The sequence below is a fragment of the Sphingomonas sp. SORGH_AS_0950 genome (genome assembly GCF_030818415.1).
Classification (GTDB): Bacteria; Pseudomonadota; Alphaproteobacteria; order Sphingomonadales; family Sphingomonadaceae; genus Sphingomonas.
In genome coordinates this window covers 2,704,555-2,717,721 of record NZ_JAUTAE010000001.1, presented here as the reverse complement: position 1 = coordinate 2,717,721, position 13,167 = coordinate 2,704,555, and the positions used below count along the sequence as shown (strand labels likewise).

Annotated in this window: 11 protein-coding genes; 9 read left to right on the top strand and 2 right to left on the bottom strand. The window is 68.9% G+C overall.

Annotated features, from left to right (window positions below; all coding sequences use genetic code 11):
* The 3 genes from flhA to QE385_RS12030 all read left to right on the top strand — a co-directional run bounded on the left by flhA (position 1) and on the right by QE385_RS12030 (position 4,195).
* Complete coding sequence (gene flhA / locus QE385_RS12040; protein ID WP_307102126.1) at positions 1 to 2,067, top strand: flagellar biosynthesis protein FlhA; 2,067 nt, start codon at positions 1 to 3, stop codon at positions 2,065 to 2,067.
* The gene (locus QE385_RS12035) at positions 2,064 to 2,873 is read left to right on the top strand and encodes a sigma-70 family RNA polymerase sigma factor (protein ID WP_307102124.1); all 810 of its coding nucleotides are present in this window, start codon (positions 2,064 to 2,066) and stop codon (positions 2,871 to 2,873) included. The genes flhA and QE385_RS12035 overlap by 4 nt, the downstream gene beginning before the upstream one ends.
* Positions 2,874 to 2,968: 95 nt before the next feature.
* The gene (locus QE385_RS12030; protein WP_307102123.1) at positions 2,969 to 4,195 is read left to right on the top strand and encodes an ABC transporter permease; all 1,227 of its coding nucleotides are present in this window, start codon (positions 2,969 to 2,971) and stop codon (positions 4,193 to 4,195) included.
* Between the two features lie 137 nt (positions 4,196 to 4,332).
* On the opposite strand, the gene QE385_RS12025 is transcribed toward QE385_RS12030, so the two are convergent.
* Both QE385_RS12025 and QE385_RS12020 read right to left on the bottom strand, forming a co-directional pair.
* Positions 4,333 to 5,187, bottom strand: a complete 855-nt coding sequence (locus tag QE385_RS12025; RefSeq protein ID WP_307102121.1) for a flagellin — start codon at positions 5,185 to 5,187, stop codon at positions 4,333 to 4,335.
* A gap of 212 nt (positions 5,188 to 5,399) precedes the next feature.
* Positions 5,400 to 6,260, bottom strand: coding sequence for a flagellin (locus tag QE385_RS12020; RefSeq protein ID WP_307102118.1), 861 nt, complete (start codon positions 6,258 to 6,260; stop codon positions 5,400 to 5,402).
* A gap of 285 nt (positions 6,261 to 6,545) precedes the next feature.
* Here QE385_RS12020 and QE385_RS12015 point away from each other — a divergent pair, with 285 nt between their 5' ends.
* The 6 genes from QE385_RS12015 to QE385_RS11990 are packed head-to-tail and all read left to right on the top strand — an operon-like array spanning position 6,546 to position 13,159.
* Positions 6,546 to 7,829, top strand: coding sequence for a sigma-54-dependent Fis family transcriptional regulator (locus QE385_RS12015; RefSeq protein WP_307102115.1), 1,284 nt, complete (start codon positions 6,546 to 6,548; stop codon positions 7,827 to 7,829).
* Positions 7,826 to 8,200, top strand: coding sequence for a flagellar hook-basal body complex protein FliE (gene fliE, locus QE385_RS12010; RefSeq protein WP_307102113.1), 375 nt, complete (start codon positions 7,826 to 7,828; stop codon positions 8,198 to 8,200). Before QE385_RS12015 ends, fliE begins: the two co-directional genes overlap by 4 nt.
* A 1-nt stretch (position 8,201) precedes the next feature.
* On the top strand, positions 8,202 to 10,019 hold the full coding sequence (fliF, locus tag QE385_RS12005) for a flagellar basal-body MS-ring/collar protein FliF (RefSeq protein ID WP_307102111.1): 1,818 nt from the start codon (positions 8,202 to 8,204) through the stop codon (positions 10,017 to 10,019).
* On the top strand, positions 10,019 to 11,032 hold the full coding sequence (gene fliG / locus QE385_RS12000; RefSeq protein WP_307102109.1) for a flagellar motor switch protein FliG: 1,014 nt from the start codon (positions 10,019 to 10,021) through the stop codon (positions 11,030 to 11,032). Before fliF ends, fliG begins: the two co-directional genes overlap by 1 nt.
* Positions 11,025 to 11,828, top strand: a complete 804-nt coding sequence (locus QE385_RS11995; protein WP_307102107.1) for a FliH/SctL family protein — start codon at positions 11,025 to 11,027, stop codon at positions 11,826 to 11,828. Before fliG ends, QE385_RS11995 begins: the two co-directional genes overlap by 8 nt.
* Positions 11,822 to 13,159 (top strand): FliI/YscN family ATPase, encoded by a 1,338-nt coding sequence (locus QE385_RS11990; protein ID WP_307102105.1) that lies wholly within the window; start codon positions 11,822 to 11,824, stop codon positions 13,157 to 13,159. Before QE385_RS11995 ends, QE385_RS11990 begins: the two co-directional genes overlap by 7 nt.
* Positions 13,160 to 13,167 lie beyond the last annotated feature (8 nt).

Sequence of the window (13,167 nt, the reverse complement as noted above, 5' to 3'; positions counted from 1 at the left end):
ATGGGCAAGCTGTTTTCCGGCGGCCGCACCATGGCCCTTCCCGCGGCGATCCTGCTGCTCGTCCTGGTCATGGTCGTGCCGATCCCGCCCGCGCTGCTCGACATCTTCTTCGTCGCCAATATCGCGATCAGCCTGGCCGTCCTGATGGTCGCGCTGAACGCCGAAAAGCCGCTCGACTTCTCGGCCTTTCCGACCGTCCTCCTGTTCGCCACGCTGTTCCGCCTGGGCCTCAACGTCGCCTCGACCCGTATCGTGCTGGTGCACGGTCATGAGGGCGAGAGCGCGGCGGGCCATGTCATCGAGGCGTTCGGCACCTTCCTGATCGGCGGCGACTATGTCGTCGGCCTCTTCGTCTTCGCGATCCTGATGATCATCAACCTGATCGTCGTGACCAAGGGCGCGGGCCGCGTGTCCGAAGTGTCGGCGCGCTTCACCCTGGACGCGCTGCCCGGCAAGCAGATGGCGATCGACGCCGACCTGAACGCCGGGCTCATCACCCCCGACCAGGCCAAGGCGCGCCGCGTCGAGGTGTCGACCGAGGCCGATTTCTACGGCTCGATGGACGGTTCGTCCAAGTTCGTGAAGGGCGATGCGGTCGCCGCGATGCTGATCCTGGCGGCCAACATCATCGGCGGCCTGATCCTGGGCCCGGTCAGCCACGGCATGGGCGTGGCCGATGCGGCCAAGACCTATATCCTGCTGGCCATCGGCGACGCGCTGGTCGCGCAGCTGCCTTCGCTGATGCTGTCGATCGCCGCCGCCGCCATCGTGACGCGCGTGTCGTCCGACAAGGATCTGGCGGGCCAGATCGGGTCGCAGTTCGGCGCGTCCAAGACCTGGATCCCGGTCGCGGTGATCCTGGGCCTGCTCGGCGCGCTGCCCGGCATGCCGCACCTCGTGCTGCTGCCCGCCGCCGCCATTGCCGGGTTCACCGCGTGGAAGCTGCGCCAGATCGAGAAGCGCCCGGTCCCCGTCCCCCCGCCCCCCGCCGCCGAGCCGGTCGATCCCTCGCGCATCGGCTGGGACGAGGTCATCGACGGGATGCAGGTGCATATCGACATCGGCTATGGCCTGGTGCCGCTGGTCGACGAGCGTCGCGGCGCCCCGCTGATGGCGCGCATCACCGGCGTCCGCCGCCAGCTGTCCAAGGAACTGGGCTTCGTCGTGCCGCAGGCGCGGGTCCGCGACGACATCAATCTCGGGCCGTTCAACTACCGCATCCTCATCAACGGCGTCGTCGCCGCCGAGGATCAGGTGTCGCCCGACGAGATGCTGGCGCTCGACACCGGCCAGGCCTTCGGCACGCTGGACGGCAAGCCGGTCCAGGACCCGACCTTCGGCCTGCCCGCGACCTGGATCCTGAAGGGCGACGCCGATGCCGCCACCGGCATGGGCTATCTGGTCGTCGATCCGGGCACCGTCATGGCGACCCATCTGAACCACATTCTGGGCTCCAACGCCGCCGAGCTGCTCGGCCCCGACGAGGTCCAGTCGCTGCTCGACGGGCTGAAGGAGCGCGCGAGCCAGCTCGCCGCCTCGCTCAGCCCCAACCCCCTGCCGCTCACCACCCTGACCCAGGTTCTCAAGGGCCTTCTTTCGGAGAATATCACCTTGAAGGAGTTCCGCCGCATCGCCAGCGCGATCGCCGTGGCGGCCCAGAAGACGCTCGACGCCGAAGAGATTGTCGAGCTGATCCGGCCGCAGCTGGGCGCGCTCATCATCCAGAAACTGTGCGGGATGCGCGAACCGCTGCGCGTCATGACGCTGGACGGCCAGCTCGAAGGGCTGCTGGGCCAGGCCATGCGCGCCGACACCGCGCGCCGCCATGTGATCGAGCCCGACCTGGGTCGTCGCATCACCGAGGCGCTGACCCATGCCGCCCAGCCGCTGATCGCCGAGGCCAAGCCGTTCGCGCTGGTCGTCCAGCCGGGCGTGCGGCTCGCGATGCGCAAGCTGCTGCGCACCTGCATGCCCGACACGCCGGTCCTGTCCTTCTTCGAGGTGCCCGAGGAGAAGGCGGTCGAGGTCGTCGCCGTGATCGGCGCTCCGCAGGCGCTGGCCGCATGAGCGCGCATCCCCTGAGCGGCGCGTTCGTCAGCGCCCAGAGCCTCAACCCGGCGAATTTCGATCCGGCGCTGGCCAACCCCACGGTCGCCGACCGCCCGATCACCTATCGGCCGACCGTCCGTCGCCCCGGCGGCGACACCGATGCGATCATCCGCCAGCATCTGCCGCTGGTCCGCCGGATCGCGTGGCATGTGCATGGATCCATGTCGAGCCTGATCGAGGTCGAGGATCTGGTCCAGGTCGGGCTGGTCGCGCTGGTCGAGGCCGCCGCCTCGTTCGAGGAGCGCGGGGTCGAGTTCGGCCATTATCTGAAGTCGCGGCTGCGCGGCGCGATGATCGACGAGCTGCGCCGCCAGGCGACGACGACGCGCGGCGCGATGCGCCGCCGCCGCCAGTATAGCGAGGCGGTCACCACCCTGTCGCAGTCCGGCGGCCAGGCCCCGACCGACGAGGCGGTGGCGGAAAAGCTGGGCATCTCGGTCGAGCGGCTGCGCGCCGACTACAAGACCGCCGAGGCGGTGCGGATGGAGGCGATCGACGATGTCTATGCCGACGACCTGCCCTGGTTCGCCGACGACACCCCCGACGCCTTCGAGCAGCTGGCCGAAAGCGACCTGCGCGACGCGCTGATCGCCGCCATCTCGGCGCTGCCTGAGCGCGAGGCGATGGTGATCCAGCTTTACTATGTCGAGGAACTCAACCTGGAGGAAATCGGCCAGGTGCTGGGCGTCGGCGCCGCGCGCATCTGCCAGATCAAGAGCGCGGCGCATGCCCGCCTGAAAAAGGCGCTCGCCAGCCAGCGATAAGGCGATTCCTCCCCTGCGAGGGGGAGGAACGGGCCCGCGCCATTTCCGATGGCGCCATCTTCCTCTAAGCGCGTCCCCGATGACCGGGGACGCCGATGTTCGCACGCCATGAACGCCGACTGATCGCACGCTATCTGTGGCCGGGCGCGGGCGGGCGGCTGGTGTTGCTGGTCGCCGCGATCGGATGCACCGGCGTCATGATCGGCGTCGCCGCGCTGGTGCTGGTCATCGCGGTCATGAACGGCGCACAGACCAGGCTGGCCGACAGCGTCGCGCCGGTCGATGGCCATCTCAGCGTCACCGTCCCCGCCCGTGCCGCGATGACCGAGGGCCAGGTCGCCGCCGTCATCGCGCACCTGCCCGGCGTCGCGCGCACCGAGCCGATTCGCGAGCTTACCGCCGCGCTGTCGATCGACGGGCGGATCACCCCCATCCAGTTGCAGGGTCGCGACCCGGCGACGCTCGCCCGGCTGGTCCCGACGATGCGGTCGGCGCTGGCCCATAGCCCGGACCCGGCGAACGCGGTCGCGATCGGACAGGATGCCGCGCTGCAACTGGGGCTGTTCCCCGGCGATACCATCGCGATCGGCCGGGTCCGGCTCGGCCCCGACCATATGCCGTCGCTCGACCTGTTCGACGCGAGGGTCGCCGCCTTCTATCCCGACGAGGACAAGGGGAGCGACCGGGTGACGGTGTTCGCCCCGCTCGATTCGCTGCCCATCCTGAAGGACGACGCCGCCGTCACCCGCCGGATCGCCGTCGTCCTGAGCGACCCCGCGCGGGAGGCGGCGGTCGCGGCGGCGATCCGCAGGCGACTCGGCCCCGGCTATCCGATCACCAGCTGGCGGCAGGCGAATCGCGCGCTGCTCGCCGCGCTCGTCACCGAAAAGATTGGGATGACGATCGCGGTCGGGCTGGTGACCCTGGTCGCGCTGTTCAACATCCTGTCGTCGATGACGCTGCTGGCGCGGGCCAAGCGGCGCGAGATCGCGATCCTGCGGACGATGGGCGTGTCGGTGGCGAGCATCGCGCGGATCTTCACGACGGTCGGCAGCATCATCGCGCTGACCGGCGCGGGCGTCGGCCTGGCGCTGGCGGCCGGATTGCTGACCCAGCGCGCCGCGATCGTCGCTGCGGTGCGCCATCTGTCCCCCGCGCGGCAGGCGGAATGGGACGTCTTTCTGTCCTTGCCGATCGGGATTTCGCGAACCGAGCTGGCCGCGATCGGCCTGAGCGTGGTGGCGGGGGCGGTGCTGGCCAGCCTCTATCCCGCGTGGCGGGCGGGGCGGACCTCGCCCGCGCTGGTGCTGCGCGCCGATTGAGCGCGGACATGAGTAAACCCCGGCGGCACGGAGGCCGCCGGGGTTTGTCCTGCAAACCGGCCTGGCGAGGGACTCGCGGCCGGTCGGCCCCGTCACCCGAGTGGGGGCGCGGTGCCGGGGCGCTCAGGAACCGGGTGTTACTGGCCGAGCAGCTTGAGCACGCCCTGCTGGGACTGGTTGGCCTGGCTCAGCATCGCGGTCGATGCCTGGCTCAGGATCTGGGCCTTGGCGAGCGCGGTGGTTTCGGCCGAGAAATCGGTGTCCTCGATACGGCTGCGCGCATCGGTCAGGTTGGTGACGTTGGAGGTCAGGTTGTTGACCGCCGACTGGAGCCGGTTCTGCGTGGCGCCGAGGCCCGCGCGGATATTGGCGACCTTGCCGATGGCCGAGTCGAAATTCTCGAGCGTCGCCGTGGACTTCACCGAGCTGTCGGTCGGCGGACTGGCATTCGGATCGCCCAGGACCATGACGTTGGTCATTTCGGTCGCCGTCGTCAGGTCGCTGAAATTCATGGTGATGGCGTCGCTGGTGTTCGCGCCCGCCTGGATCTGGACCGCGCCCGAATTGCCCGCGGTGCCGTTCAGCAGCTTCTGCCCGTTGAACTGGGTGTTGCGAAGGATCGTCGAAACCTGTGCCGCCAGGGCGTTCTGTTCCGAGGTGATGTTCGCCTTGTCGTTGGTCGAATAGATGCCGTTGGCCTTCTGCACCGCCAGTTCGCGCATCCGCTGGAGCATGTTGCTCACTTCCTGGAGCGCACCTTCGGCGGTCTGCGCCATCGAGATGCCGTCATTGGAATTGCGGATGGCCTGGTTCATGCCGCGCACCTGCGCCGACATCGAGGCGGCGATGGCGAGGCCGGCGGCGTCGTCCTTCGCGGAATTGATTCGCTTGCCGGTCGACAGGCGCTCCATCGATACATTCAGCGCTTCCGATGCGGCGCCGTTGGCGCTCGACGCGCGTAACGCCGAAATATTACTGGCGATAACCGTCATGGTCGTTCTCCAAAGCCGGAGCTCTCCGCCGCCCCCAAGGCGAAGGTCGAGCTGCCAAGACGGGTAACGACCGCCTGGGACCAGACTTTAGAGAAAAGAGTCGTTTGGGCGCGTTTTTTCGGGCGGAGCCCCCCGGCACCCTATTATAAGGTACCGGGGGGTCCACCTTCCGCGACCGAGGGGATAACCGCGGTCGGCATTCGCCCAGGGCGTTAGCCGAGGAGCTTCAGCACGCCCTGCTGCGACTGGTTGGCCTGGCTCAGCATCGCGGTGGACGCCTGGCTCAGGATCTGCGCCTTGGCGAGCGCGGTGGTTTCTTCCGAGAAGTCGGTGTCCTGGATGCGGCTGCGCGCTTCGGACAGGTTGGTCATGTTCGAGGTCGCGCTGTTGACCGCCGACTGGAGACGGTTCTGGGTGGCACCCAGGCCCGCGCGGATCTTCGACACGTCGGCGATCGCGGCGTCGTAATTGTCCAGCGTGTCCGACTTCAGCGAGGTCGAACCCGAAGCCGGGGCGAAATCGACCACCGCGCTCAGCTTCGAACCCGTGTCGGCCGCGCCGCCGGTGCCGGCCTGATAGCTCGCGGTCATGTCGCGCAGATTGATCGAGACCGTATCGCTGCTGGTCGCGCCGGTCTGGATCGAGACCGTGGAGGCCGCATTGAACAGCGCCGTGCCGTTGAACTTGGTGTTCTTCACGACCGAGCTGATCTGATCGGCGAGCGTCGTCTGCTCGTTGGTGATGTTCTTCTTGTCGTCGGCCGAATAGGTGCCGTTCGACGACTGGACCTTCAGCTCGCGCATGCGCTGCAGCATGTTGCTGACCTCGTTCAGCGCGCCTTCGGCCGTCTGCGCCATCGAGATGCCGTCATTGGCGTTGCGGATGCCCTGCGCCATGCCCTTGATCTGCGCGGTCATCGAGTTGCTGATCGCCAGACCGGCGGCGTCGTCCTTTGCCGAGTTGATGCGCTGGCCGGTCGACAGGCGCTCCATCGAGCTGCTGAGGGCCAAGGACGCCGAGGTCGACGCGGCGGTAGCACGCAATGCACTGATATTGCTGGCAATAACGGTCATGTGATGTCTCCAAATCTGCTCGGCGATCCGTCTGTGTCCCCTCTGGATCACCGAGCCGCCGAGTGGAGTAACGGCCGCTTTCCGGCAGGCTTTAGCCGGTGGCATGCAAATTTTTGCCGGTTGGCTTGCCGGTTTTGCCGGAACGGTCGCGCGCGCAGCCGGGCGTCGCGAGCACACATACGGGCGCGCGTCGCGCCCGGAAAAAACTTGCCGTTCGCGTTGCCGCATTAACCACGGTTTTACCAAAGAAGGGGCATTGGAGAGTCACGAAAGGACTCAAGCCCGATGTCGTCGATTTTCCCCTCCGCTGCGCTGGTTAAGCAGAAATACGCGCTGATTTCCGCGCTGCGTGCCCAGGGCCTGGCGATCGCCGAGTCGGGTGCTGTTCCCCAGGCCGGGGACATGTTCCTGCTGGCCGAGGGCGACCCGGTCGAGCATCCGGCACGCTCGGTCGTCGTCATCGACGGCCCGGTCCCCGCCATCGTCCCGGCAAGCGCCGGCCGCCCCGCCACCGTGACCTATTCGGCGGCAGAAGCGGGTGTGGGCAACAGCTTCGTGCGCGCACTGGTCGCCGGGCCGACCGTGCCGACCGCCGCCGACCCGGAGAGCCTGGCGCTGTTCACCCTGGCCGAGCGCGTCGCCCAGTCGGACATCACCGTCCTCATCAACGGCCCGACCGGCACCGGCAAGGAAGTGGTGGCCCGCGCCATCCACGCCCAGTCGGCCCGCGCGGCCAAGCCCTTCGTCGCGATCAATTGCGCGGCCCTGCCCGAGTCGATGCTCGAGGCACTGCTCTTCGGCCACCAGAAGGGCGCGTTCACCGGCGCGGCGCAGGCGGGCGAAGGCTTCTTCCGCGCGGCGGACGGCGGCACGCTGCTCCTCGACGAGATCGCCGAGATGCCGCTCCAGCTCCAGGCCAAGCTGCTCCGTGTCCTCCAGGAGCGCGAAGTGATCCCGCTCGGCGCGTCGATGCCGCAGTCGGTCGATGTCCGCGTCATCGCCTGCGCCAATCGCGACCTCCAGGCCGAAGTGGCGGCGGGCCGGTTCCGCGCCGACCTCTACTACCGCCTGTCGGTCTTCCCGCTGACCACCAAGGCGCTGGGCGAGCGCCGCATGGACATTCCCGCGCTCGCCGCGACGATGATCCTGCGCCACGCCGCGGGCCGCACCGTGATGCCCTGGCCCAGCACCGCCGCGATCGAGAAGCTGGCGATGCACAACTGGCCCGGCAATGTCCGCGAGCTGGAGAATGTGATCCAGCGCGCGCTGCTCTTCGCGGGCGGTGCGACGATCGAGGCCGAGCATATCGTGTTCGACCGCCCGATGGTCGCCAACGACACCGATGACATGCCGCTGACCGTGACGACCGCGGAAGCCACGCTGGGCAAGGTCGTGCAGATGAGCGAATTCGCCGCGATCCGCGAGATGCTGGCCGCGTGCGGCGGCAACCGGGTCGAGACCGCCAAGCGCCTGGGCATTTCCGAGCGCACGCTGCGCTACCGCCTCGCCAAGGCGCGCGAGCAGGGCGAGGAGATCATCCGTCCCTCTAGCCGGGCCATGATGGCATGAGCGTCGGCGGTGTCGGCGGCGCGATGAGCGTCGACCGGGTGATGGCGCTTCGTGCCCAGATCCTGGAACGCAATCAGGCGCTCAAGGCGGCAAGCCAGGCCGGTGCCAACCAGGCGGCACAGGCCGCCCAGACTCAAGCCCCGGCGGCGCCGGCGACCTTCGCCGACACGCTGGAGTCCGCGCTGAAGGGCGTGAACGAGGGCCAGCAACAGGCCGCCCGCCTGTCCGAATCCTACGAACGCGGCGAAACCGTCGACATCGCCAAGGTGATGATGGCCCGCCAGCAGGCGTCGGTCGGGTTCGAGGCGACGCTGCAGGTCCGCAACAAACTCCTGTCCGCCTACAAGGACATCATGAGCATGCCGGTGTAAGATGAGCACTGCCCTCACCCCCGCATCGACCAATCCCGCACCGGCCCTGCCGCCGCTGCCGGAAAAGTTCGCCAACCCGCTTCGCCAGATCAAGTCGGTGATGGCGCAGCCCGCCGTCCGCCGCTCCGCGCCGATGGCGCTGCTGATCGGGCTGATCGCGGCCGCCGCGCTCGCCTGGATGGCGCTGTCCAGCCCGACGCAGAAGACGCTGTTCGAGAATCTGTCGGACGCGGACAAGCAGGCGGTGACGACCGCGCTGTCGGCGGCGAACATCAAGAGCAAGATCAACGACGGCACCGGCGCGCTGACCGTCAACGAAGAGGATTATTCCCGGGCGCGGATGCTGCTGGCGGGTCAGGGGCTCCCGAAGCAGGCGCCCGGCGGCTATGCGATCCTCGACCAGTTGCCGATGGGCGTCAGCCGCGCGGTCGAGGGCGAACGGCTTCGCCAGGCGCGCGAGAGCGAACTGGCCCGCTCGATCGAGGAGATCGACGCGGTGGCCGAGGCGCGCGTGCACCTCGCCACGCCCGACGCCTCGCCCTTCATCCGCGACAAGTCCTCGCCTTCCGCCTCGGTGGTGCTCAAGCTGAACGCCGGGCGCTCGCTGTCGGAATCGCAGGTCCAGTCGATCGTCAACCTCGTCGCCTCGTCGGTGCCCGGCATGAAGCCCGAGGATGTGACCGTGGTCGACCAGATGGGTGGCCTGTTGTCCAAGAAGGGCGCCGACGGCGCGACCGGTGACGATCGCCGGATCGATTTCCAGCGCCGCATGGAAGAGAAATACCGCACCCAGCTGATCCAGCTGCTGACCCCGCTGGTCGGCGCGGGCAATTTCACCGCCGAGGTGCAGGCCGACGTCAATCTCGACGAGACCAGCGCCACGAGCGAGCGTTACGACAAGGACGGCGCGCTGCGGGCCGAAACCGGCAACTGGACCGGCAACCAGAAGGACCCGACCACCCCCGGCGGCATCCCCGGCGCGCTGTCCAACACGCCGCCGCCCGCCAGCACGCTGCAACAGCCCCAACCCGCGAACGGCGCGAGCGGCAACCCGCCCGCCGATGGCAAGCCGGTCGCCGGTGGTCCGGGCCTCAATCCGGAAAAGCAGTCCGACGCCTTCCAGCGCGCCTACGACCTGAACAAGGAGGTTTCGGTGACGCGGGCCACGCCGGGTTCGATCAAGCGGCTGACCGTCGCGGTCCTGCTGCGCGATCCCGCCACCGGCAAGCGCAGCCAGATGGAGATCAGCCAGATTTCCGACCTGGTGAAGTCGGCGGTCGGCTTCGACCAGCAGCGCAACGACAATGTCACCGTCATCAGCCGAAAGTTCGCCGACGCCAGCCTGGACGACAAGCGCGCCTGGTACGACAATAGCTGGCTGCCGATCGTCGCCCGCAATGCCACCGCGCTGGTCATCGCGCTGCTGGTCCTGCTGCTGGGCGTGCGTCCGCTGGTCAAGGCGATGACCCGCAAGAAGGCCGAAGCCGAGGCGGCCAAGGCGCTGCCCATGGGCGCCGCCGACGGCGCGGGCCAGGGTGTCGGCGAAGTGCTGATGGGCGCCGATGGCCAGCCGGTGATCGGCCCCAACGGCGAACCCGTGCGGATCGGTCCCGATGGCCAGCCGGTGTGGGTCGGCGCGGACGGCCAGCCCCTGCCCGGCATGATCGGCACGCAGCCGCCCGCCGTGACGCTCGACGAGATCGAGGACACGAACAATTTCAGCGATCGCATCACCAAGGTGCGCGGCTTCACCCGTGACAATCCGGCGCGCGCCGCGCTGGCCGTCCGCGACATGATCCGTTCGGAGGCGCAGCAATAATGGCTTCTGCCGAAGAAGGGCGCGTCTATTCGGGTGTCGAGCGCGCCGCGGTCCTGATGATGCTGGTAGGCGAGGAAGAAGCCGCCGCGATCCTCCAGAAGCTGGAGCCCGACGAGGTCCGCGAACTGGGCAAGGCGATGTATTCGATCGCCGATGTCAGCGAGCAGGATGTCGGCTTCGTCCTGGACGATTTCGTCGGCTGTGCCCGCGCCCGCGCCTCGATCGCGTTCCAGCCCAAGCCGATCGTCGAGAATCTGATGAACCGCGCGCTCGGCCCCGAACGCGCCGGCAGCGTGCTGTCGCGCATCGTGCCCGCCGAGGCGCAGTGCGAGATCGAGATGCTCGGCTGGCTCGATCCCGTCGACATCGCCAAGATCGTCGAGAAGGAACATCCGCAGATCGGCGCGGTCCTGATCGCCAATTGCGATCCCGCCGTCGCGGGCAAGGTGCTGGAACTGCTTCCCGACGTGATGCAGCCCGACATCCTCCACCGCGTCGCGCGGCTGGGGCCGGTGACGCCGCAGGCGATCGACACGCTGAACGAGATCCTCAAGCGCTGGAGCGAGGGCAGCGGCAGCGGCCAGGGTCTGGCGCTGGGCGGTTCGCGCGAGGCGGCCAAGATCCTGTCGAGCGCGCGCAAGGCGACCGAGCAGCGGGTCATGCCCAAGCTGTTCAAGATCGACCGCGACGTCGCCAAGCAGATCGAGGAGGCGCTGTTCATCTTCGAGAACCTGCTCGACATGGACGACAAGAATCTGGGCACGCTCATCCGCAACGTCGATGGCGAAATCCTCACCCGCGCGCTCAAGGGCGCCGAAGAGGCCGCCCGCGAACGCTTCCTGGGCTGCATGTCGGCGCGGGCGGCGGCGGGTATCCGTGACGAGATCGAGTCGCGCGGGCCGATGAAGCTGTCCGAGGTGCTCGAGGCGCAGAAGGCGATGATCACCGTCGCGCGCAATCTCGCCAAGGAAGGCACGATCATGATGGGCGGAGGCGAGGACGACTATGTCTGATTTCGTCGCGGGTTTCTCCGCACGCCAGAATGCCGCCGCAGCCGCGCTGCACCAGGCCTTCGCCCCGCCGGGCGGCTTCGCGCCGTCCAACATGGCGGGACTGGGCATCGACCTGGGTTCGGGGCCGATCTCCTTCCGGCCGCAGGGACCGGCGGGCACGGGCGCGGGCCAGACCGGCGGCGCGCCCCGGCAGGCCGACGGGCAACCGCGCCACTTCCACCCCGCCAATCGCGACCAGGACCCGACCGAGGGCTGGGACCCGTTCGCGGCGTGCGAGGACGCGGCGGCCCCTGCAATCGATCCGATCACCGCCGCGCACGACGCCGGTCATGCCGAGGGCTATGCCGCCGGGCTGGCCGCCGCCGCCGCGCAGTTCCAGGCGCGGGCCGAGGCCGAGGCGCGCGACGGCCGGATGGTCGATGCGATCGCGCAGGCGCTGTCCTCGCGCGTCGACCGGTCGATGATGGCCGAACAGCTGCGCCAGACCGTCCTCGCCCTGGTCGGCAAGCTGGTGGGCGAAATCGGCGTCGATGCCGACCGGCTGACCGGCCGGATCGAGGCCGCGATCGACCTGCTCGCCGATACGCAGGAAGCCGCGATGCTGCGCGTCCATCCGGACGATGTCGCGCTGCTCGAAGGGCGCCTGCCCCAGACCGTCTTCCCGGTCGGCGACCCCGCGGTGGAGCGCGGCGGCTTCGTCCTCGAAAGCGCGTCCACCATCGTCGAGGACGGCCCCTCGCTGTGGCTCGACCAGCTTTCCGCCGCGATCGACAAGGTGCCCGTTCCCCAATGCTGAACCGTTTCACCGCCGATTATCTCGATACGCTGGCCCAGGCCGATTTTGCGCCGCGTCCCGTGGTGGCGGGGCGGCTGGCCTCCTATGACGGGTTGCTGATGGAGGCGGTCGGCCTCTCGCTGCCGGTCGGCACGGTTTGCGCGATCGGCGAGAAGGGCGGATCGTGCGTCGAGGCCGAGGTGATCGGCTTCCGCAACGGCCGCACGCTGATGATGAATCTGGGCGGCCCCGCCCCCCTGCTCCCGCGCGCGCCGGTGCGCCCGCTCGGCCCCCCGGGCGAGGCGGAAGTGGGCGCGGCGATGCTCGGCCGCGTGGTCGACGGATCGGGCAAGCCGATCGACGGCCTGGGCCCCATTCGCGGCGCGGGCCGCTGGCCGCTGGCGGGCCGGATGCAGTCGCCGCTCGACCGGGGTCGCGTGCTGGAGCCGATGGATGTCGGCGTGCGCGCGATCAACGGCCTGCTGACCATCGGCCAAGGCCAGCGCGTCGGCATCATGGCGGGATCGGGTGTCGGCAAGTCGGTGCTGCTGGGCATGATGGTCCGCGCCGCGCGCGCCGACGTCATCGTCATCGGCCTGATCGGCGAGCGCAGCCGCGAGGTCGCCGACTTCCTGGAAACCAAGGTCGCGGGCGAGGCACGCGCGCGCTCGGTGGTGGTCGCGGTGCCCGCCAACCATTCGCCGGTGTTGCGTATTCGCGGCGCATTGCGGGCGACCGCCATTGCCGAGGCGTTCCGTGCCGAGGGCAAGAAGGTCCTCCTCATCATGGATTCGCTGACCCGCGTCGCGCATGCCGGGCGCGAGATCGGGTTGGCGCTGGGCGAACCCGCCTCGGCGCGCGGCTATCCGCCCTCGGCCATCGCGATGCTGCCCAATCTGATCGAGCGGGCGGGCGCCGATGCGCATGGGCCGGGATCGATCACCGCCATCTACACCGTGCTGGCGGACGGCGACGACGGCAACGACCCGGTGGTCGACTCGGCGCGCTCGATCCTGGACGGGCATATCGTGCTCAACCGCCATCTCGCCGAGCGCGGCGTCTATCCCGCGATCGACATCGGCCCCTCGGTCAGCCGCGTGATGACCGACATCGTCGGCAAGCCCCATGCCCAGGCCGCGCGGACGCTGCGTCGTCATCTGGCGACCTATGAGGAAAACCGCGATCTCGTCCTGATGGGCGCCTATCGCGCCGGCGCCGATCCCGCGATCGACGCCGCCATCGCCTGCCATCCGGCGGTGATGGAATATATCCGGCAGGACGCCGACGAGGTCGTGCCGCTCGACCATGCGGTCGAGGAACTGGTGGGCATTTTCGGCCAGCCGCTCGGCTGAGCCCGGTA

Bases quoted from the DNA above. Each gene is read 5' to 3' on its own strand.
- flhA (WP_307102126.1), top strand. From the start codon at position 1: ATGGGCAAGCTGTTTTCCGGCGGCCGCACCATGGCCCTTCCCGCGGCG.
- QE385_RS12035 (WP_307102124.1), top strand. From the start codon at position 2,064: ATGAGCGCGCATCCCCTGAGCGGCGCGTTCGTCAGCGCCCAGAGCCTC.
- QE385_RS12030 (WP_307102123.1), top strand. From the start codon at position 2,969: ATGTTCGCACGCCATGAACGCCGACTGATCGCACGCTATCTGTGGCCG.
- QE385_RS12025 (WP_307102121.1), bottom strand. From the start codon at position 5,187: ATGACGGTTATCGCCAGTAATATTTCGGCGTTACGCGCGTCGAGCGCC.
- QE385_RS12020 (WP_307102118.1), bottom strand. From the start codon at position 6,260: ATGACCGTTATTGCCAGCAATATCAGTGCATTGCGTGCTACCGCCGCG.
- QE385_RS12015 (WP_307102115.1), top strand. From the start codon at position 6,546: ATGTCGTCGATTTTCCCCTCCGCTGCGCTGGTTAAGCAGAAATACGCG.
- fliE (WP_307102113.1), top strand. From the start codon at position 7,826: ATGAGCGTCGGCGGTGTCGGCGGCGCGATGAGCGTCGACCGGGTGATG.
- fliF (WP_307102111.1), top strand. From the start codon at position 8,202: ATGAGCACTGCCCTCACCCCCGCATCGACCAATCCCGCACCGGCCCTG.
- fliG (WP_307102109.1), top strand. From the start codon at position 10,019: ATGGCTTCTGCCGAAGAAGGGCGCGTCTATTCGGGTGTCGAGCGCGCC.
- QE385_RS11995 (WP_307102107.1), top strand. From the start codon at position 11,025: ATGTCTGATTTCGTCGCGGGTTTCTCCGCACGCCAGAATGCCGCCGCA.
- QE385_RS11990 (WP_307102105.1), top strand. From the start codon at position 11,822: ATGCTGAACCGTTTCACCGCCGATTATCTCGATACGCTGGCCCAGGCC.